This window comes from Psychrobacter sp. Ps2 (assembly GCF_022129405.1).
Taxonomy (GTDB): Bacteria; Pseudomonadota; Gammaproteobacteria; order Pseudomonadales; family Moraxellaceae; genus Psychrobacter.
In genome coordinates this window covers 226,157-245,896 of record NZ_JADQAM010000061.1, presented here as the reverse complement: position 1 = coordinate 245,896, position 19,740 = coordinate 226,157, and the positions used below count along the sequence as shown (strand labels likewise).

The 19,740-nt window shown below is 43.7% G+C and carries 16 protein-coding genes; 11 read left to right on the top strand and 5 right to left on the bottom strand.

From position 1 onward, the window contains the following. Nucleotides 1-295 precede the first annotated feature (295 nt). Nucleotides 296-1,279 (top strand): ion transporter, encoded by a 984-nt coding sequence (locus I3254_RS12705; RefSeq protein WP_238053110.1) that lies wholly within the window; start codon nucleotides 296-298, stop codon nucleotides 1,277-1,279. Between the two features lie 127 nt (nucleotides 1,280-1,406). On the opposite strand, the gene I3254_RS12700 is transcribed toward I3254_RS12705, so the two are convergent. From I3254_RS12700 to I3254_RS12690, 3 genes are all read right to left on the bottom strand, one after another. Further along, complete coding sequence (locus I3254_RS12700; RefSeq protein ID WP_101205419.1) at nucleotides 1,407-2,054, bottom strand: TerD family protein; 648 nt, start codon at nucleotides 2,052-2,054, stop codon at nucleotides 1,407-1,409. A gap of 105 nt (nucleotides 2,055-2,159) precedes the next feature. After that, a complete protein-coding gene (locus tag I3254_RS12695) occupies nucleotides 2,160-3,302 on the bottom strand; it encodes a WYL domain-containing protein (RefSeq protein WP_238053109.1) in 1,143 nt (380 codons plus the stop codon). 225 nt (nucleotides 3,303-3,527) lie between these two features. Next, nucleotides 3,528-6,368, bottom strand: coding sequence for an ATP-binding protein (locus tag I3254_RS12690; RefSeq protein ID WP_238053108.1), 2,841 nt, complete (start codon nucleotides 6,366-6,368; stop codon nucleotides 3,528-3,530). Nucleotides 6,369-6,725: 357 nt separating this feature from the next. On the opposite strand from I3254_RS12690, the gene rsmG reads away from it, so the two are divergent. The 10 genes from rsmG to I3254_RS12640 all read left to right on the top strand — a co-directional run bounded on the left by rsmG (nucleotide 6,726) and on the right by I3254_RS12640 (nucleotide 16,727). Beyond that, a complete protein-coding gene (rsmG, locus tag I3254_RS12685; protein WP_179797446.1) occupies nucleotides 6,726-7,442 on the top strand; it encodes a 16S rRNA (guanine(527)-N(7))-methyltransferase RsmG in 717 nt (238 codons plus the stop codon). 238 nt (nucleotides 7,443-7,680) lie between these two features. Next, the gene (locus I3254_RS12680) at nucleotides 7,681-8,460 is read left to right on the top strand and encodes a ParA family protein (protein WP_179797444.1); all 780 of its coding nucleotides are present in this window, start codon (nucleotides 7,681-7,683) and stop codon (nucleotides 8,458-8,460) included. Nucleotides 8,461-8,618: 158 nt separating this feature from the next. Further along, complete coding sequence (locus tag I3254_RS12675) at nucleotides 8,619-9,788, top strand: ParB/RepB/Spo0J family partition protein (RefSeq protein WP_238053107.1); 1,170 nt, start codon at nucleotides 8,619-8,621, stop codon at nucleotides 9,786-9,788. Between the two features lie 100 nt (nucleotides 9,789-9,888). Continuing rightward, entirely contained in the window at nucleotides 9,889-10,614 is a 726-nt protein-coding gene (locus tag I3254_RS12670; RefSeq protein WP_238053106.1) for a MotA/TolQ/ExbB proton channel family protein, read from the top strand. A 65-nt stretch (nucleotides 10,615-10,679) separates the two neighbouring features. Beyond that, nucleotides 10,680-11,111, top strand: coding sequence for a biopolymer transporter ExbD (locus tag I3254_RS12665; RefSeq protein WP_238053105.1), 432 nt, complete (start codon nucleotides 10,680-10,682; stop codon nucleotides 11,109-11,111). 75 nt (nucleotides 11,112-11,186) lie between these two features. Continuing rightward, complete coding sequence (gene msbA / locus I3254_RS12660; RefSeq protein ID WP_238053104.1) at nucleotides 11,187-12,974, top strand: lipid A export permease/ATP-binding protein MsbA; 1,788 nt, start codon at nucleotides 11,187-11,189, stop codon at nucleotides 12,972-12,974. A gap of 66 nt (nucleotides 12,975-13,040) precedes the next feature. Further along, a complete protein-coding gene (gene lpxK, locus I3254_RS12655; RefSeq protein ID WP_238053103.1) occupies nucleotides 13,041-14,171 on the top strand; it encodes a tetraacyldisaccharide 4'-kinase in 1,131 nt (376 codons plus the stop codon). Between the two features lie 49 nt (nucleotides 14,172-14,220). Beyond that, on the top strand, nucleotides 14,221-15,033 hold the full coding sequence (kdsB, locus tag I3254_RS12650; RefSeq protein WP_238053102.1) for a 3-deoxy-manno-octulosonate cytidylyltransferase: 813 nt from the start codon (nucleotides 14,221-14,223) through the stop codon (nucleotides 15,031-15,033). A 104-nt stretch (nucleotides 15,034-15,137) separates the two neighbouring features. Further along, complete coding sequence (locus I3254_RS12645) at nucleotides 15,138-16,268, top strand: DNA polymerase III subunit delta' (protein WP_238053101.1); 1,131 nt, start codon at nucleotides 15,138-15,140, stop codon at nucleotides 16,266-16,268. A 111-nt stretch (nucleotides 16,269-16,379) separates the two neighbouring features. Continuing rightward, nucleotides 16,380-16,727: a PilZ domain-containing protein gene (locus I3254_RS12640; protein ID WP_201572079.1), complete on the top strand. Its 348-nt coding sequence runs from the start codon at nucleotides 16,380-16,382 to the stop codon at nucleotides 16,725-16,727. A 166-nt stretch (nucleotides 16,728-16,893) separates the two neighbouring features. Here the strand turns inward: I3254_RS12640 and ppk2 are convergent, their stop codons facing one another. Both ppk2 and I3254_RS12630 read right to left on the bottom strand, forming a co-directional pair. Beyond that, nucleotides 16,894-17,973 (bottom strand): polyphosphate kinase 2, encoded by a 1,080-nt coding sequence (gene ppk2, locus I3254_RS12635; RefSeq protein ID WP_238053100.1) that lies wholly within the window; start codon nucleotides 17,971-17,973, stop codon nucleotides 16,894-16,896. Between the two features lie 186 nt (nucleotides 17,974-18,159). After that, on the bottom strand, nucleotides 18,160-19,674 hold the full coding sequence (locus I3254_RS12630; protein ID WP_238053099.1) for an acetyl-CoA C-acetyltransferase: 1,515 nt from the start codon (nucleotides 19,672-19,674) through the stop codon (nucleotides 18,160-18,162). Nucleotides 19,675-19,740: the final 66 nt, after the last annotated feature.

Below are 19,740 nucleotides of genomic sequence, written 5' to 3'. Positions count from 1 at the left end.
CGCTGCGGACAAGCAGGTTCAATGACTTTATTAAACCAAGTGGATTCTTGTTGCCCAGAATGCGGCCTTTTTTTATTGCCTGCTCAAAATCTCAGTCGTCAATTACGTGCCGATGAGCGATTTTTACAATACACCTTTCTTGCGACGGGGTTAATGTTGCTGGCTTGCGTCTACATTTATTACGTAAATTTTGTATAATGATACTGCTTTTCATTATGTCATTTAGCGCGATAATCAGGCTTTAATACTTTTATTTCATTATCATAAGATCGGTGTTACACCGTATAGGGACCGCATGCAATTCCAACATATACGGCGCTTGCGTACTTTCGTTTATAACATTTTGCAAAATGATGAGCATGACACGTTATTTAGCCGTTACGTTGATTATTTTCTTATATTTTTGATTATGACTAACGTAGCGGCTGTGATAGCAGAGTCTGTCGATCAGTGGTATTACCCTTATCAAGATTACTTCACCTTATTCGAAAACTTCTCTATCGTTGTCTTTTCTATTGAGTACTTACTGCGTCTGTGGAGTGTGGCTGAAGCAAAGCCCGATAATACAACGTGGAAACAGCGATGGGATTGGCTTAGAAGCCCATCCGCATTGATTGATTTAGTAGCCATCGTGCCCGCCTTTTTGAATTTCTTTGTCAATATTGACTTGCGTTTCTTACGCATTTTACGCTTGTTTCGAATCCTAAAATTGACGCGTTATTTTGCCTCAATGCGTATTTTGCTAGTCGTGATTAGCAAGGAGCGAGGCTCATTTCAGGCTGTTATCTTTATTCTTATCATTATGATTGTGACCGCCTCTAGCGGTATTTATCTGGTAGAGAATCACGCACAGCCAGACGAGTTTGAGTCCATACCTAAAGCGATGTGGTGGGCTGTGGTAACACTGACAACAGTAGGCTATGGAGATGTCACGCCAATTACTAATGCGGGCAAAATATTGGGTGCTGTCATTACGATATTGGGCGTAGGTCTCGCAGCCCTACCGGCTGGTATTCTAGCGACAGGACTAGCGAATGAATTGGCTCAGCGCCGTGAAGAGCTTGAACAGCACTTTCGTGAGCAGCTCATTGATAGCGACTTTGATCTGGTACAGAATCAGATGATGATTGATAAAATTCGTCGAGAGCTGGGTTTAGATAAAGAACAGGCACAAAATATCGTTCTACAAGTACTTCGAGAGCAAGAGCTTGAACGGCGTGAGAAAGAAGTTGAGACACGTCAAAAGAACTTCTGTCCGCATTGCGGTGAAGTTTTATAGGCAAGTGTAAGATAATTTAGAACAGATAGGTTCTTAGAAGTTAATTACAATCAATGATTTGCCCATAAAAAGAGGTTTTGTGTTTGGATAGCACAAGACCTCTTTTATATTCGATGACCAGTTGCTCTTATATACCCTGAGGAATAGGCAGTGCACGTGCTAACTCATGAGCCACTTCTTGTGCTGCACCTGCTAGATCTTCTGCAGTAAGTGGTAAGTTTTGCAATGTTAAATGCCAGTCGTCAACAGATCGACGCAAATGTGCTACCCATAGCGTGGTGCAGTCGCGTGGGAGCTGCTTAAGGTTGACTTCAAAACAACGGTTTCCTTCATCATCACTCAAATGAATTTCGCCTTTTTTCACTCTAGAGAACGAATGACCATGGTATGAGTTGGCAATTAAACCAATATGAGTGATATGAGCAGGAATTTTTTCAAGCTCCAATCTGATTTGCTCTTGATCAAGCGGGGCAAGATACATGGCTTGCTCGCCGCGATCCTTACCATTTAAGCTGTCACCTTGATGCTTGACCGATTCAGCTTTATCTCGTAATTGTTTAAACCAAACAATGTCACTGATGACGCAATTATCATCGTACAACACGCAAGCTAAATCAATATCCATCGCGCTTTGATTTTTCTTAAAGCGCTTAAACATGCCTTTTGGCTCAATTTTGGTAAATTCATAATTGAGCGCAAAGAACAAAGTCCCTGCGTCTAGTCCCAGTCCTCGTAAACTATCTGACAACAGTGGTGATGGGGCAGTGGTCGACATAACTTTCCTTTTTTATTCTTAGTTTCTAACCGTTATCTAGATTTGGTGTTTGCTTACTTAAGGTGTGCGGATGTGCGGATGTTAGCCTATTTCAGGTCAGTGATGTTACTCACTGATTGCTGTCGAAGACTTATCTAATACTGCTTGATAGAGCAGCTCAGGCTTAGCATCTAATAAGCCACTACCAAATCCACGTAGCCACCAAACCAGCTGTGAGGTCAAATTAACAGTGGCTCTTACAGTAAGGGTGTTATCCTCATTTAGCATCACGGTTTGATCGTCATTAAGCTTACTTTCGGTCAGACTCTTACCAGCTTGCCTAGTAAACCTAAGCTCAACAGCAGTATTTTTGCCACGCTCATCCAATTCGCCAAACAGTGGGTGACTAAAGCCCATGCTGCCTTCATCCAAATACGTATCAAGTTGGAAGTTTTCTGGCGTTTTTGCAGCGGTTTCGAGAATCTCAACACTATCAAAACGATGTAAGGCAAAGGTGCGAATGGTGGCTTCTGGGTCGTCGGTACGAGTTGCCAGTAGATAGATAATCACGCCACGCTGGATAATTGCGATTGGATTTAGGACGTATTCGCTGGCTTGTAATTTGTTGCTACGAGTATAACAAGCATGAATTTGCAGCTGATAAAATAGCGCGTGGTAAATATTGTCTTTACTGTCCAAATCTATATCTGGTGCGATGAGTGGCTGTGTGGCAGGCTCAATACGCACTCTGTCTATCCAAGAGTGGGTCACTTTGCTGTTTTTGAGCTGTCGCCGTGCTAAGTCAAACCAAGGAAATAATTCATCTAAGATAACAGGTGGCAGTAACTGGGTCAGATTGGCCTCGACCATATTAAAAGCAACCGCTTGTGATAAGTTCATATGCGGCAAGCTTTGTAATGGGGCATCTTCTTTCCAGCGCCATCCTTGTGGATTGGCATTGTTTTTTTCGATAGGGAAGCGTTTGGCAAGGGCATTCAAATCGCGTTGGACAGTACGTAGACTGATATCAAAGCCTGCCATCATCAGCTGCTCATAAATATGCGTGGTACCTACCCAGCGATTGCGCTGCAGCTGTGATAGTACCTGCCATTGCCGAGCAGTCGTTGCCGCACCATGTCGATTGTCATTAATATTGGCGACATTGGCCTCTTTTGAGGTGTCAGTGTCTACAGCTGCAAGCGCATCTGCCGGCTCACTAGGATTGGACTGAGCTTGGATGTTATCAGCATCAGTAGGATGTACAGTCATTAAGAGATACCCTTTATGAAGTTACAAGTCGGTTTCTGGCACGATATTGCTAGGTCAGGAACCGTTAATCATCGCAGAAAAGCAGCGTAGCGTCTAGCGACGTTCATGCATGCGTATGTTTATTTGAAGGTTGCTATTCGATGGTTACTGCTCGATCTAGCCATAGACATAACAATGAATCTGGTCGAACAGCAATGTGTGTGTATCGGTAATACAGTTTAAATTTTAATTATTATTCCCGTCGATAGCTGTTGTCTCAGTATCGTTTAGGGCGTCATCAATAGGCTCAGCATCGCTTTGCTTGCTACTTTCTTCGCTGTTTTTCTCATTAATTCTCTCACCTTTACGCTTTTCTTTTATTCTCTTATTTTCTTTCTTTTGACGTTTTTCTTTACGCTTTTTCTTCGCTTTCTTTTTGGACTTTTCATCATCGATGTCATCAGTGCTTTCTTGGTTTTCATCCCACAGCATCAGACGGCTTAATACTTTGCCAAATAAAGTATCTTTACGATAACGGTCTTTTTTATTCATGGTGTCGATGGGTAAACCAGTCATCAACGTCAGGGCCTCACTGAGAGTATAGACGCCATAGATATGAAATTTGCCTCTATTTACCGCATCGATAATGTCGTCACGTAGCATCAGTTGTTTGACATTAGCCATTGGAATGACGACGCCTTGATCGCCTGTTAGCTCTTGCTCGCGGCAAGCGTCGAAGAAACCTGCGATTTTGGCATTGATGCCACCAACTGCCTGTACTTCGCCTAGCTGGTTCATTGATCCAGTAATCGCGAGAGACTGATTGATAGGGACGTTTGCTAATGCGGATAGCAATGCACAGCCTTCGCTCACAGTGGCACTATCGCCATCGATTTGCGCGTAGCTTTGCTCGAACGCCAGTGAGGCACTAAAGTTCAGCGCATGATGTTGACTAAACAGCGCTCGCAAATAGCTGGTCATAATCAGCATGCCTTTGGCGTGTAAACTACCGCCCAAGTCTACATCACGCTCAATATCAAGAATTTCGCCTGTGCCAATATTGGGCTGAATGACCGCAGTAAGCCGTGCTGGCATGCCAAACTCACTATCGGCATAACTGACCACAGTAAGCGCATTAACTTGTCCGATAGCATCGCCTTGCGTCTGGATCAGCTGTTGGCCGTTTTTCAGCTCGTCCCAGTACAGATCGCGCAAATATCCTGAACGCTCATCCATGTCATCGATTGCTTGAGTGACGTGATCTGCCGTCACCATAGTCTCATTATTTAAGCGAGCGTGACGATTTGACTCATGCAGTAGTTTAATCAATAAGTCACTATGTAGGCTTAAGCGATCTTGTTCTTCAGCTTGCAGGCTTAAGTGCTCAAGTAGTGTGGCTTGCGCACTGCTATCAAACGGATAAAGGTCAGCATAGTCGATGATATCGGCCATTTTTGCGACCAGTGCCAATTCATGCTCAATGGTACGAGGCACATCGTCATGAAAGTCAGCTCGGACTTTGAATACCGCATCAAATTCAGGCTCAAGCTCTAGCAGCTCGTAATATAAATCTGCTTCACCTAACAAGATCACCTTGATATCTAAATTAATAGGCGCTGGTGAGAGAGATAAGCTACCGGTTAGCGTCAGCATTTGCTCTAGACTAGACAGTTTGATTTTTCGTGATTGTAATGCGCGCTTTAAGCCTTGCCATGCATAAGGATGTTCAAGTACGTGGCTGGCTTCTAACAGTAAATAGCCGCCATTAGCGCGATGTAGAGCACCTGCACGAATCATACTTACGTCAGTGGTTACTGTGCCTAATTGGGTGATTTGCTCGACATGCCCTAACAAATTGAGATGGGTTGGCAAATCCTCAAAAACCACGGGCGCGCCACTGTCAGGTGTGTGACTGACAATAACATTGACCGCATAACGACTGGGCGTCGTAGCCAACACTGCTGTCACAAACTCCTCATCATCGCCATTGACGATACGCTCTACGTGAGTGACCATGTCATCAAATACAGCCTTGAGATATGCCACGACAAGTGGATGAGTCGCAAACTGCTCATAAATAGGAGTAAATAATGGCTGTAAAGCACGTTGGGCAATACTACGATGTAGCGACTCTATCTCGTCATTGGCTTCGTCTTCTAGTTGCTCTAAAGCGATAGTCAATTGACTCAGACGCTTTTGCATATGGTTCTTTTGCACAAAGTTATTCAGCTCAGCTTCATACTCATTATTGCCATATGTAGAATCTTTATTTTCCTTACGCTCATTATCTTCATCGCTCAAGGTGTTAACTTTTTCGCTATCATCGAGCTTTTCTAAATTTTTACGATTGTTAGGTGTTTCTACTTGTTTGTTATCACCGCTGTTGCTTTCTGTAGGCAGTTGACTAGGATGAACAAATACGGCTTTATTATCAAACGAGCGAAACGTCAATGCTAGGTCATATTGCTTGCCTTCAGCATTAAGCGCGTCATAGGCATGACTTTCTTTTTGATGAGTACTGTTTTTGATGGCTTCGATTTTGCTCTGGTATTGATCGCTACGAAAGCGTTGGCTTAAACGCTTTTTTGCTTGCTGCCATAAGTTATTAACTTGCTGCTGTAATAGCGAGGCTTGACCAGCTGGTAGACGCAGCGCCAATGGTGTGCGTGGATCAGTGAAATTATGCACGTATACCCAATCATCAGGCGTCGGCGCGTCAGCAGCGATACGCGTTAACAGACGACTAATCACAGTACGCTTACCCAAACCGTTCTCACCAGCGGCAAACACATGGTAACCACTGGCTTTAATATCCAGCGCTGTATGCAATGCTTTAAGCGCGCGTTGTTGACCGAAGCCTACATCTAAGTCAGGCGCAGTGCGAGTATCTGTAGGCAATTCATCAGGGTCGCTATAGCGTTTTAATTGCTCAGCGGAAATGCGACAATTTTGCTGAACTTCTATGAAGATAGGGTTTGGGGTATCAGGTGCTGTTTGCTTAGTATTTTTTGTATCGGTAGTAGGTACTACCATATTGTTAGCGTCTTTTGATACTTGCGATATAGGGGTGTAGGGTTGTTCTGTCATAGGCGTTTGAAAAATCATCTTAAAAAGTATTAAAGGAATATGAGAAGTGATTGGTTTTATCTAGTCATGCGTATTCTGAGTTTTTTATAATCAATCATGACATCTTACAAGATATAGTCACCTATTAGCGAAGTCATTAAGCGCAGTTTTGTATCATATTTAGGCAAATGCTTGAGTAAAACTAGTAAAAAACGAATGACTTAATCAGCGAATTGGAGGCAATCAAAGCAGAATAACGCCTCATGATAAGCGTAGATAGTATAAGATGTCCCACATTGGCGCAATCTGCAACTATTCAATGGGCAGACTGCATGATAAAATAAACGGTTCACAAGTCAAAACTGGATAACTCGTTGTATGTCAGCTTCCGCTAAAAACTCTTCATCGTCTGCTAGTATGGGTACTATCAATATTGATCCGACTGGTTTCGTAAAGCTTGGTGCGCAACTGCCAAAGCTGGCCAATATCTTAGCGCAAGCGATAAATGAGCTGGGTCTGCCGTTAAGTGAAACGCAGCAGCGCACGTTATTATTGTACTTAGACCAGCTTTTACTATGGAATAAAGCGTATAATCTGACCGCCATCACTGATCCAGAAGAAGCGCTGATCAAGCATGTGATAGATTGTCTGTCTATTATAACGCATTTACCCGCCGGATCGTTGCTAGATATCGGCACGGGAGCAGGGTTGCCAGCAGTGATTATTGCCATTTGTCAGCCTGAGCGCCAGTGTACTGCGCTTGATAGCAATCAGAAGAAAATTCGCTTTATCAAGCAAATCAGCAGCGAGCTCGGTTTGAGTAATATGCAGCCGATCGCATCGCGTATTGAAGCGCATGAAGCAAGTTATGCGGTGGTGACATCACGAGCGTTCGCCAGTTTGATAGATTTTGTAGAAGTAGCACAGCCAAGATTAGCAGATGGCGGCTTCTTATGTGCTATGAAAGGTAAAGTGCCGAGTGAAGAAGAGCTGCAGGCATTAGATAGTGATTGGCATATCAAAACAATCAAGCTGACGGTACCACGTTTGCACGACAGTCGTCATTTAATTGAAATGTCTGCCAAAGATAGCTAAGGCATAAACACTTCGCAGTCATGAAACAGGCACTGTTTTTTGTGAAACACAGTTTACGTCTGTATCTAAATGACATAGTATTTAAAAGCATTTAAAATGCTCGACCATAAACTGAGCATTTTAGACCATAAATTGCTTATTTTTAAATACTGAGTGAGTGTCGCTGCACAAGATTGAACAAAAATAATCGTACCAACCGAGTCAAAAGTAATAGACCCTAATAAAATTGAGTGAGTGTATGGAAATCATAGCAATTGCGAATCAAAAAGGCGGTGTGGGTAAAACCACAACGGCAGTAAATTTGACCGCCAGCTTAGCCGCTAAACGCAAGCATGTACTGCTGATTGACTTAGACCCACAAGGTAATGCGACCAGTGGTACAGGTGTTGACAAAAACGAGTTAGATCTTACCATAGCGGACGTTTTGCTAGATGGCGTCGCGTTGTCTGAAGCAATTGTTACTAGTCCTGCAGGGTTCGATGTCATCGGTGCCAATCGCGATTTGGCTGGCATGGACATTACCTTAATGAGCAAGACCGATAGTCATGAGCTGTTCAAAACTGCGATGACTGAATTGGTTAACGATCAGATATCCACACAAAAACAGCCATACGATTATGTGATTATCGATTGTGCGCCTAGTTTGAATCTACTGACGATTAATGCGTTGGTGGCTACGGATAGTGTGATTATTCCTATGCAGTGTGAGTACTATGCACTAGAAGGGTTGGCTGACTTATCACAAACCATTGAACGTCTTACAGAGTTGAACCCTAAGCTATATATACGCGGTGTGGTCAGAACGCTATTTGATGCGCGTAACACGCTTGCCCGTGATGTCTCTACTGAGCTAGAAGCACATTTTGGCGATATCATGTACAAGACTCATATTCCAAGGAATATTCGCTTGGCAGAAGCCCCTGCGCACGGCTTACCAGTTATTGCGTATGAGAGATGGTCAAAAGGCGCGCGCGCGTATCAAAAGTTGGCTGCTGAAGTGATGAAACAAAGTAGCTAGTTTTTATCTAAAATCTCTTACAAAGGATTTTTAGATAAAAAGCGTCACTGATCAGCACAGTGAATGAATAGCATAAGTATAGAACACTTAACATTGTATTTAGTAAGCCGCATCATTAATCAATTGGCTTTTATTTTAGCGTTAGAGGATAGGTAATCATGGCGAAGAAAAGAGGGTTGGCTGCTAATCGGGGCTTAGATGCCTTATTAGGGTCAATCAAAAAAGAAAAGCAAATTACCGCCTCTGCCTTGCAAGACGACATGGTGGCGCGTGAAAATGCTGCGCCAGATATTAATGTGCCTGTAGAGACTAATGCGCCTGTAGATACTGTGTCTACGGATATAGCGCCTGATATCACTCCGACAAAAGCCAGTAAAAAATCATCTGCGAAGACTACTGATAACGATGCTGCTAGTGAGAATAGCACTCGCGCGCCACGTTCACCTCGTGCTACTAGCAAGGCGTCGCTCAACAAATCGCGTGGCAATAGTGCAGATACGAGCGCAACCGAAGACCAGATTAGCCTTGTGCAGATTGATGTCACACGCTTGCAAGCAGGTAAGTACCAGCCTCGTCGTGATATGAGTGAGACAGCACTTGCAGAATTGGCGTCTTCTATCGAGCAGCATGGCGTGATGCAGCCTATCGTTATCCGTCCACTGTTGGCAAATGAGGATAAGAGTGAAGCATTTGTCACTCACGAAATTATCGCTGGTGAACGCCGCTGGCGCGCTGCAAAAATGGCAGGAAAAGCGGTCATCCCCGCGATTGAGCGCGCCTTATCTGATGAGTTGGCAATTGCATTAGCACTGATTGAAAACATCCAGCGTGAAGACTTATCAGTGATTGAGCAGGCAGCAGCATTGCAGCGTTTTCATACCGAATTTGGTATGAGTCATGCCATGATCGCTGAAGTCGTTGGCAAGGCGCGTACAACAGTATCGAATCTACTTCGTTTAAATCAGCTGCATGATACAGTAAAAGACCATTTGGCCAACAGTGCGCTAGATATGGGTCATGCTCGTACACTTTTAGCATTGTCCTCTGAACAGCAACCTATCATCGCGCAAAAGATTATCGATGGTGGTATGACCGTGCGAGAAGCTGAAAAATTGGTCAAATCAATCTTGCAGCCAGCACCCAAGATAAACCGTGCTGAACAAGCACAATCTCGTGATGCAGAGCGTTTGACCCAAAGATTGACAGACATGCTTGGTGCTGAAGTCAAACTCAAACATAAAAAAGATGGTCAAGGTAGTGTTGAGATATTTTTCCACAATCAAGACCAATTAGCTGCGTTGATCAAACATATAGAAGCTCAGGCTTAATAACGTTTGCGAGTTAGCTGTATCTATCCAAACGCTAAATCGCCTCTGTAATAATTATTTTGTAGTGATCGTTTTTGCAAAAATACGGAAGAGAGTGGGTATGTGGGAGTTGGTAAAAGCAGGTGGCTGGCTGATGACACCTATCGTGGTCTGTTCTATATTGGCATTAGTCATCATCATTGAGCGTAGTCATACCTTGCAGTTTAATAAAGTTGCTCCTAGCAGGTTGCGCGAACAGCTGATAACTCGTTTACGTGAAAATGGTGATATTGGCCGCACACAATTGATGAATGTAAAAGAAAAGACGGCGCTTGGCGATATCTTGGCAACGGGGTTGCTATATCGTCAGTATGGGCTAGAGTCGATGACGATGCACATGCAAAATCGTGCCAGCGTCCAAGTTCATCAGTTGGAAAAAAACATCAATATGTTAGGCACTATCGGTGCGATAGCTCCGTTACTTGGTCTATTAGGTACGGTACTAGGAATCATCTCTTCATTCTTAGCGATTACCGATGGCGCCATGCAAGACCCGACGATGCTAGCCGCTGGTGTATCACAGGCACTAATCACTACCGCTGCAGGTATGATTGTTGCTATCCCTGCGTTGGTTGCTTATCGTTATTTTCAGCGCCGTATCATTGATATTAATGCTCAGTTTGAGACTCAAGCAGGGCTTATGATTCAAGAGTTGTATGACTATCACTTGCTTGCTAGTACGCAGCCATCTACATCTTCGGGCCGTATGGCAATAGAAGATAGTATTGTGCAAGAACGTTCATTCGGTGGGTTGGATTCGGATAAGACTAGCATAGCGGCAGTGTAGTCAATGCGGTTTTAAAGAATAGAAATCTTAAGCCTATAAATGGTAGCTGAATTAAAGAGATTGATATGCGTTTTAGAAAACCAACGGTTGAACCACTTGAAATTAATCTGACACCGATGATTGATTGTTTACTGTTTTTGATTGTGTTTTTATTACTTGCTACCTCATTTAATCACTTTAGTCGTTTAAATATTATCCTTCCTGAAGCGGAAGGTGTCGCACTGACAGAACAAAACAACAGTATCGAAGTAGCTGTGCAAGAGGATGGCAGCTATTTGGTCAACGGCATTACACTTGCTAGTAGCAATGAGGCTGAACTGACCAGCATATTGCAGCAAGAGGCGGGCAGTAATCGCGATATGCTATTTGTCATTGCAGCGGATGCCAATGCAACTCATCAGTCTGTGGTACGAGTAATGGATATCGCTGGAAAGCTCGGATTTTTGAATTTAAACATCAGTACAGTGGTGCCACTTGGCCAAACGCTACCGCAGTAACATAGACAGCCTTACCATCATAAAACTGTGTGACACACAGCCCATCCATACCACGATACCCAAATTGAGGCTTTCATGAGCCAAGCTTATTCACCTGACTCTAAAAAATCTTCTGCTAAAAACGCATCGGCAGTATCGCCCGTTATCCCTAAGAGCAAGACGTTATTACGCTTGTTAAGGTATTTAAAGCCTTACTGGTGGGCATTGCTATTGACGGCTTTAGGTTTTGCGATTAATGCAGGGACAGAGATTTGGACTGCCAAGCTTCTGCAATATATTACGGATGCTATCAATCAGAATGATCGAAGTAAACAAGCCTTATTCCCGCTATTGATTATATTGCTATTCTTTGTGCGCGGGGTTGGTAGTTTTTTGGGTAACTATTACTCTGCATTGGTCTCACGCAATTTAGTCTACGAGTTACGTGTAGAAGTTTTCAATAAATTACTGCGCTTACCTAGCTCATTTTATTTGGCCAATCCAGCCGGTACGATTTCATCGAAATTGATATTTGATGTTGAACAGGTCACGGCCGCCAGTACAGACTCAATGAAGACCTTGCTACGTGATGGTTTGACCGTTGTCGCATTGATCGGTTTTTTGTTCTATAGCAATTGGCGTCTAACGCTTATTTTGTTTGTTGTCTTACCACCAATACTATGGCTGGTGCGCATTGCGTCAAAGCGCTATCTTAAGCTCTCAAAAGGTATCCAAGAGACGATGGGTAATGTCAGTCACATTACCAATGAAGTCATCGGCGGCTATCAAGTGGTCAAAAATTACGGCGGTCAATCATACGAGTCAGCACGTTTTGACAAAACATCGAAGAAAAACCTACGCCAAGGTATGAAGGTGGTTGTTACCAATAGTATTAATACGCCAGCCGTACAGCTGTTGATGGCGGTTGCGATGGCCGTTGTCGTCTGGCTTGCGTTGCGACCTGCAGTAATAGATGATATTTCAGCAGGTGAGTTCATCTCCTACATTGCAGCAGCAGGTTTATTAAGTAAGCCTGTACGTTCGCTGACTGATATTAATCAGAAGCTGCAAAAAGGTCTGGCTGCTGGTGAGTCGATTTTTGCGCTACTTGATGAGCCAGAAGAGGAAGATACAGGCACAATCAGTAAAGCGCTATCAGGGCAAATGTCGTTAGACAATATCAGCTTGGTTTATCCAGATTCGACGGTGGCTCTACGTGACTTTACCTTGAATATAAAAGCAGGCGAGACAGTTGCATTAGTAGGGCGAAGTGGCGCGGGCAAGTCGTCATTGGTCAATTTATTAACCCGTACTCTAGAAACTTCCTCAGGGCAGATCACATTGGATGGTATGCCAATCGAAGACATTAAGTTAGAGAGTCTGCGTGCCCAGATTGCAATGGTGAACCAGCAGGTAGTATTGTTTAATACCACCGTATTTAATAATATTGCTTACGGCAGCCTAGCTGACAAGACTCAAGCTGAGGTTGAACAAGCCGCAAAAGATGCCTTCGCTCATGACTTTATTATGAAAATGCCAAATGGCTATCAGAGTGAAATTGGTGCTGAAGGGTTGCAACTATCTGGTGGTCAGCGTCAGCGTTTATCTATTGCTCGCGCATTACTAAAGGATGCACCGATTCTAATTTTAGACGAAGCCACCAGCGCGCTGGATAATGAGTCTGAGTATTATATCCAGCAAGCGCTCGATAATGTGATGAAAGACCGCACCACACTGGTCATTGCCCATCGCCTGACGACTATCGAATCAGCGGATCGTATTGCTGTGATGGATGGTGGCCAGATTGTTGAGTTAGGAACGCATAATGAGCTAATGCAGCTACAAGGCCACTATGCGCAAATGTATGCTCGAGATTTTGAGTAGTCAGTTTAGAAGTTTTTAGCCAATTTTCACGCAGCCATGAACCAATAAGATAAGCGACATTGATTAATGAGTATTGAAACAACAATCACCCGCGCATGGCAACGTCAAGCTGTTTGGTTATGGTTGTTGCTGCCTGTCAGTTGGTTGTACGGTTTCATCACCTTGCTGCGTCGTCAAGCTTATAAGGCTGGGCTATTATCAAGCCATCGAGCACCTATTCCCGTGATGGTCATTGGTAATATCAGTGTGGGGGGTAGTGGTAAGACGCCGCTGATCATTGCTCTGGTCAGCTACTTACAGAAAAAAGGCGTAAAAGTAGGGGTAATCAGTCGCGGGTATGGCGGTGATACGAGTCAAATGCCCGCATTGGTTAGTGCTACCAGCTTACCTCATATAGTCGGGGATGAGCCGTGTTTGATTGCTCATATGACAGGCGCTGCTATGGCAGTGTGCCCCAATCGCCAACAAGCGATTGCTGCTCTGTTAAAGGCAGAGCCTGATTTGCAATTGATTATTGCAGATGATGGTTTGCAGCATTATGCACTACAGCGTGATATCGAATGGATTGTGGTAGATGCCGCCCGTGGGTTTGGCAACAAGCAGCTATTACCAACAGGTTTTTTGCGTGAGCCGATGTCACGATTAGAAAGTGCAAATGTTATCTATCATGAAAAGCCAAGTACAGATTCAACTCAGACTTCTAGAGGTGGTAATAAGATACAGTCTACTGATCGTTTGACCATGCATTTGCAAGCTGGTGAGTTTCAACGTCTATGGAATCCTATATTGAGTGCAGCTCAACTCAATAGTGTAAAGCCTACTAATAACAGCCGCGTCCATGCTGTTAGTGGTATCGGCTATCCGCAGCGGTTTTTTGATACCTTAGAATCTATTGGCTTTGAGGTCATAGGGCACCCTTACCCTGACCATTATGATTTTAGTTTGGCTGAGCTTTTACAATATGGTGATTATCCTATCATCGTAACCAGTAAAGATGCGGTAAAAATCAGCGCATTATTGGCAGACTATACAGCGACACAAGCACTCAGTGGTGAGTATGTAGAACTTGTCAGTAGACTATGGGTGTTGCCAGTGACGGCTGTATTATCAGAGAATAGTTATCATAATCTAGATGCGCAGCTAAAGGCGCTAGGGATTCGCATCGACCATGATATGAACACGTCAGCCTCATTATAAATATCAACTAATATCTTAAATTTCCGTACCACTTTTATAGGAATACGCCATGTCGTTCGCCACCACGCCCGCCAAAACCCATATCGTGATTCCTGCACGTTTCAAGAGTACGCGTTTACCTGGTAAGCCATTGCTAAATATTCATGGTAAGCCGATGATACTTTGGGTAGCAGAAAAAGCGCAGACAGCAAGTTTTGCTGATGACATGTGTATAGCGACTGATGATGAGCAAATTGCAAAAGTTTGCATCGATGCAGGTTTTGATGTGGTTATGACCAGTAGTGAGCATGCTTCAGGGACGGATCGCTTGGCAGAGGTAGCAGCTATCAAAGGTTGGGCTGAGCATGATATTGTGGTGAACATGCAAGGCGATGAACCCCTTGTACCGCCATTGCTTTTGGAACAAGTACAGGCGCTCTTGGTAGCGGATGATGATAGCGTGATGGCCACACTCTGTGAGCCTATCGATGACTATGATACGTTCCAGCGGCCATCGGTAGTAAAAGTAGTCAGCCAATCTGCTAATAACTTACAGCGTGCGCTCTATTTTAGCCGCGCACCGATTCCTTATGATCGTGATGTTGTATTGGCTGATAATAACCAGATGCAACCACCAAAGAACGCCTATCGTCATTTGGGTTTATACGCTTATCGTGTCAGTCTATTACAGCAGTTCGTAAACTGGCCACAAACGCCACTTGAGATACTCGAAAGCTTAGAGCAATTACGTGTTTTAGAAAATGGTCAGCATATCGCAATCGCAGAAGCCGCCTATCAGTTACCAGCGGGTGTCGATACACAAGAGGATCTAGACCGTCTAAACGCGATGAGCTTAGATAGCTTTCATAACTCTCATAAGTAATAGTCTGAGCAAAGTTGCGTGCGATTCTAAGTTTCCTACAACGCTAAAGTATCGTTGTCGTGGCTATACCTGAAATACCTAATCAATGTGATAGAGCCATAACCATGAATAATTTGACAGGAAATATGGACGCACTAGATAACACAGACCGTATGTATTTTGCGCCACTACTGCCATGGCAAAAAGTACTGTGGTTACAGTTGACTGAGCGCGTACTTAAGCAGCAGTCTTTGCCGCATGCATTGCTCGCTGCTGGTATGCAAGGTATGGGCAAACGCGCCTTTGTATGGCGATTGGTCGCTTGGCTATTATGCCGTGAGCGTGGCACACACCCACTAGGTGCTTGCGAAGTGTGTGAGAGCTGTCAATGGCTCAAGTCGGGAACTCATCCGAGCCTACAAGTATTACCACTCGTTAGTATGCCTATCAGTGCCGAAAGCGATGCGCTTCAAGAAAAATCAAGTAGCACAAAAGATAAAAAAGGCGCTAAAGCTACTAGCAATAGCGCTCTTAAAATCAAAGTAGATGATATTCGTGCCTTGCAGCCTTTTATTTATCAAGGGGGGCAAGGGATGCGTATCTGTGTGTTAGATCACGCTGAAAAAATGACGGTGGCCGCTGCCAATGCGCTGCTTAAAACATTGGAAGAACCACAAGCGCAGGTGCATCTACTTTTGATTAGTGATACGCCTGCTCAGCTATTGCCAACGATTAAGAGTCGTGTGCAACAGTTGGCACTACAGACAATTGAGCCGACTGTTGCTGTCGATTACGTGACGCAGGCGTTAGGTCACACGATTAACCGCGAAGCCGTCGGTACCGCTGCGATTGAACAGTTGATACAACTGGCCAACGGTGCGCCATTAGCTGCTATCGCCTTAGCGCAAGCACCATGGTATAGCAAGCGCAGCCTATGGCTGACCACATGGCAGGCGCTACGTAGCGGTAAACGTAGTGGTGTGGCGGCGAGTGATTATTGGCAAAGTCAGCTCAATATTAAAGAGTTTATACAGCTATCTGAGCTGATGCTCCTTGATATACGCCGTGTCTGTTTAGGCCTGGTTGAACTACAAAAGGATGTCAATCTATCAACGGTATTGGCTACTTATCAGCCTACTGATAGCGGGTTAGAGGCATTTGCCAACAGCGTACAGCAGACCAAAATTGCGCTGCAACAAAATGTGCAAGAAAAATTTGCCTATGATAAGCTAATGCAAGAGTTGGCAGGCTTATAGAGCCATGCTTTAACGCTTAGTTAGTGTTCGAAAATTTGCAATTGTTCTTAACTATATACTATCAATTATTTATATAAACATATTAAACCCAGTTGATGAAGGAAGCTGACTATGGCAATGCCAGGACGTGGCGGGATTTTAACCTGTCATTATGAAAGTATCGAAATGTTATATGCCAGCTATTTATCTTTTGTCAGTAATGGCGCTTTGTTTGTACCGTCTGACAAACTTCAGCAATTGGGTGATGAAGTGTTTATCGCTATCACGTTACCCAACTCTAGTGAACGCCTACCAATGAATGGTAAGGTTGTTTGGATTAACTCTAAGAGTCAAGGCAGTCGCCCAGCAGGGTTTGCTGTGCAAATTGGTAGTGACGTCTCTGGTCAAAGAATTAAGAATGAAGTTGAACGCTTGCTAGCAGGAAAAATCGATAGCTTGCAATCGACTTATACTATGTAGTATCTAGGTAATAACTAGGTAGTATCTAGAAATCACAACTGTATCTTTGATGAGTTTGGCTATGATTTTTAACTTATAAATATAAAAAAAGCAGCCTTATTATTTAGTAAGGCTGCTTTTTTCGATCAATTTTCTTTAATTTTTTATAGTAGTAGGTGCTAGTCGCTTAATAACGAGGCGGTACATACATATCATCGGGAATAGGTTCGCGGTAATATTCATCATCGCGTTTGCGATTGGGTAACTCAATTTCGTCACGAGGCACTTCTTTGTAAGGGATTTGGTCAAGCAAATGGGCAATACAGTTCAGCCTAGCACGTTTTTTGTTATTGCCTTCGACAACCCACCAGGGTGCTTCAGGAATATGAGTGCGCTCAAACATGGTTTCTTTTGCTTTGGTGTAATCTTCCCAGCGTCGGCGCGACTGTAGATCCATTGGTGAGAGTTTCCACTGCTTAAGCGGATCATATATTCGGCTCATAAATCGTGCATGTTGCTCATCATCAGTGATAGAAAACCAGTATTTCACCAAACGAATGCCTGAGCGTACGAGCATACGCTCAAACTCTGGTACTGATTGAAAAAATTCTTCATATTGCGCGTCAGTACAAAACCCCATGACACGCTCAACGCCTCCGCGATTGTACCAACTACGGTCAAACAATACGATTTCGCCTGCTGCAGGCAAGTGGGCCACGTAACGTTGGAAGTACCACTGCGTTTGCTCGCGCTCAGTGGGAGCCGGTAGGGCAGCTACCCTGCAAACGCGTGGGTTTAATCGTTGGGTAATGCGTTTAATGGCGCCACCTTTGCCAGCAGAATCCCGCCCTTCAAAGATAACGACGATACGCTCACCGCGATCAACTACCCAATCTTGTAGTTTTATCAGTTCTCGCTGTAGTCGTACCAACTCTTGAAAGTAGGTGCGTCGATCCAGTTTTTCTTGCTCGCTCATCTCACGTCCGTTAAAACGAAAGTCACGTGCATAGTCATCTATTTCATTTTCTAGTTCTTCATCATATGTATCGATTAAGTCTTGGTGCATTTTTCGACGTAAATCATCATCAAGAATGTCTTTTTCGATGCGTTCAGTAAGAATGGCTTGTTCCTGATGGTACCGATCTACATCCTCTTCAGTCGTTAGAGATTGAAAATCAGCGGTTGCAAGCGGTTCTGTCATCACCAGTTTTTCAGAGCCAAAAATGACTTGCCTCATTTTTCTTAATAAAATTTTTGTCTTACCCATAAATATTACCTTTGTTTTGCGTATCGGCTTTTTTAAGAGGCTACTATCTAGGTCGTTTCTATCATAGCAAAGTACAGACAATAAAAAATGCCCTTTAAATAAATTAAAGAGCATTTTTTTATTGATAGATATGTACTGATTAAAATAATAAGTCAGCGTATCTTGTTCACTTAAAAGTGACCAGGCTTATTTTTCTAGGATACAAGTCACGCCTTGACCACCTGCTGCGCAGATAGAAATAAGTGCACGGCCTGAACCTTTTTGATCCAACAATTTAGCAGCAGTGGCTAGAATACGACCACCAGTTGCCGCAAATGGATGACCTGCGGCTAATGATGAACCATTTACGTTTAGCTTGCTACGATCAATAGAACCTAGTGGGGCATCTAAGCCTAGGCGCTCTTCACAGAATTTCTCATCTTCCCAAGCAGCTAAGGTTGATAGTACTTGTGAAGCGAAGGCTTCATGAATCTCATAAAAGTCAAAGTCTTGTAGAGTCAGACCAGCGCGCTCAAGCATACGTGGTACCGCATAAGCTGGTGCCATTAGTAAGCCTTCTGTAGTACCAGATTTACCAATAAAGTCTACTGCTGCGGTTTCTTGATGGACGATATAAGCCAGTGGTTTTAGGCCGTGCTCTTTTGCCCACTCATCAGTACCTAGTAGTACACAAGAAGCACCATCAGTAAGCGGCGTAGAGTTGGCAGCTGTCATCGTTGGATTGGCATTTTTTCTACCAAATACTGGCTTTAATTTACCCAGTTTTTCTAATGTAGTATCTGGACGCAAGTTGTTATCACGAGTCAGGCCTTTGTACGGCGTGATCAAGTCATCAAAGAAGCCTTCGTCATAAGCGCGTGCTAGGTTTTGATGGCTGTTAAATGCAAGCTCATCCTGTGCTTCACGACTGATATTCCACTCAAGCGTGGTAATCGCTTGATGATCGCCCATTGATAGGCCAGTGCGTGGCTCACCATTTTGCGGTGAATCGATTAAGTCTTTTGGATTTAGACCCATTAGTGCTTTTAGACGTTGTTTGTTGTCTTTTGCTGCACCAAGTTTGATCAGTACTTTACGCAAGCCATCGCCGACAGCGATAGGAGCATCAGAAGTAGTATCTACACCGCCAGTGATTGCCGAATCGATCAGACCAAGTGCAATCTTGTTAGCAGCAGCAAAGGTTGCTTGTAAGCCAGTACCGCAAGCTTGTGAGATATCATAAGTTGGCGTATGTGGGTTTAGCGCAGTATTCAATGTGGCTTCACGAGTAAGGTTGATATCACGGCTAAGTTTCATGACTGCGCCAGATACCACTTCACCTACTGTTTCGCCTTGCAGGTTATAACGCTCAACCAAGCCGTCCAATGCAGCTGTTAGCATATCTGTGTTGCTAACATCAGCGTATGATCCATTTGAGCGCGCGAATGGAATACGGTTACCACCTAAAATAGCAACACGGTTTAGGTTTGAAGCTGGTTTGCTCGCGCTGGCTTTTTTAGCTGGAGCAGGTTTTTTAGCAGCAGTGGTTTCCACTTTTTCATCGACCGCTTTTTTGCTAGCAGTTTCTTTAGCGCTAGTATCTTTAGTCGAGGTGCTTTTTGCAGCGTTTTCTTTTTTTGCTGTATCTGATTTTGTATCCGTTGCTTTAACAACTGTACTTTCAACAACAGGGCTATCTGGATGATTGTTTTTATTACTCATAATATTATCCTTAAAAAGTATAGGTAGAAGTAAAAAGTGATAGGTAATAATAAAAAATAGTTAAGT

Coding starts and splice junctions, on each gene's coding strand:
- ppk2 (WP_238053100.1), bottom strand. CDS start 17,973: ATGGGTAAGACAAAAATTTTATTAAGAAAAATGAGGCAAGTCATTTTT.
- I3254_RS12640 (WP_201572079.1), top strand. CDS start 16,380: ATGGCAATGCCAGGACGTGGCGGGATTTTAACCTGTCATTATGAAAGT.
- I3254_RS12630 (WP_238053099.1), bottom strand. CDS start 19,674: ATGAGTAATAAAAACAATCATCCAGATAGCCCTGTTGTTGAAAGTACA.
- I3254_RS12675 (WP_238053107.1), top strand. CDS start 8,619: ATGGCGAAGAAAAGAGGGTTGGCTGCTAATCGGGGCTTAGATGCCTTA.
- I3254_RS12670 (WP_238053106.1), top strand. CDS start 9,889: ATGTGGGAGTTGGTAAAAGCAGGTGGCTGGCTGATGACACCTATCGTG.
- I3254_RS12690 (WP_238053108.1), bottom strand. CDS start 6,368: ATGACAGAACAACCCTACACCCCTATATCGCAAGTATCAAAAGACGCT.
- I3254_RS12705 (WP_238053110.1), top strand. CDS start 296: ATGCAATTCCAACATATACGGCGCTTGCGTACTTTCGTTTATAACATT.
- I3254_RS12645 (WP_238053101.1), top strand. CDS start 15,138: ATGAATAATTTGACAGGAAATATGGACGCACTAGATAACACAGACCGT.
- msbA (WP_238053104.1), top strand. CDS start 11,187: ATGAGCCAAGCTTATTCACCTGACTCTAAAAAATCTTCTGCTAAAAAC.
- I3254_RS12700 (WP_101205419.1), bottom strand. CDS start 2,054: ATGTCGACCACTGCCCCATCACCACTGTTGTCAGATAGTTTACGAGGA.
- I3254_RS12680 (WP_179797444.1), top strand. CDS start 7,681: ATGGAAATCATAGCAATTGCGAATCAAAAAGGCGGTGTGGGTAAAACC.
- lpxK (WP_238053103.1), top strand. CDS start 13,041: ATGAGTATTGAAACAACAATCACCCGCGCATGGCAACGTCAAGCTGTT.
- I3254_RS12665 (WP_238053105.1), top strand. CDS start 10,680: ATGCGTTTTAGAAAACCAACGGTTGAACCACTTGAAATTAATCTGACA.
- kdsB (WP_238053102.1), top strand. CDS start 14,221: ATGTCGTTCGCCACCACGCCCGCCAAAACCCATATCGTGATTCCTGCA.
- rsmG (WP_179797446.1), top strand. CDS start 6,726: ATGTCAGCTTCCGCTAAAAACTCTTCATCGTCTGCTAGTATGGGTACT.
- I3254_RS12695 (WP_238053109.1), bottom strand. CDS start 3,302: ATGACTGTACATCCTACTGATGCTGATAACATCCAAGCTCAGTCCAAT.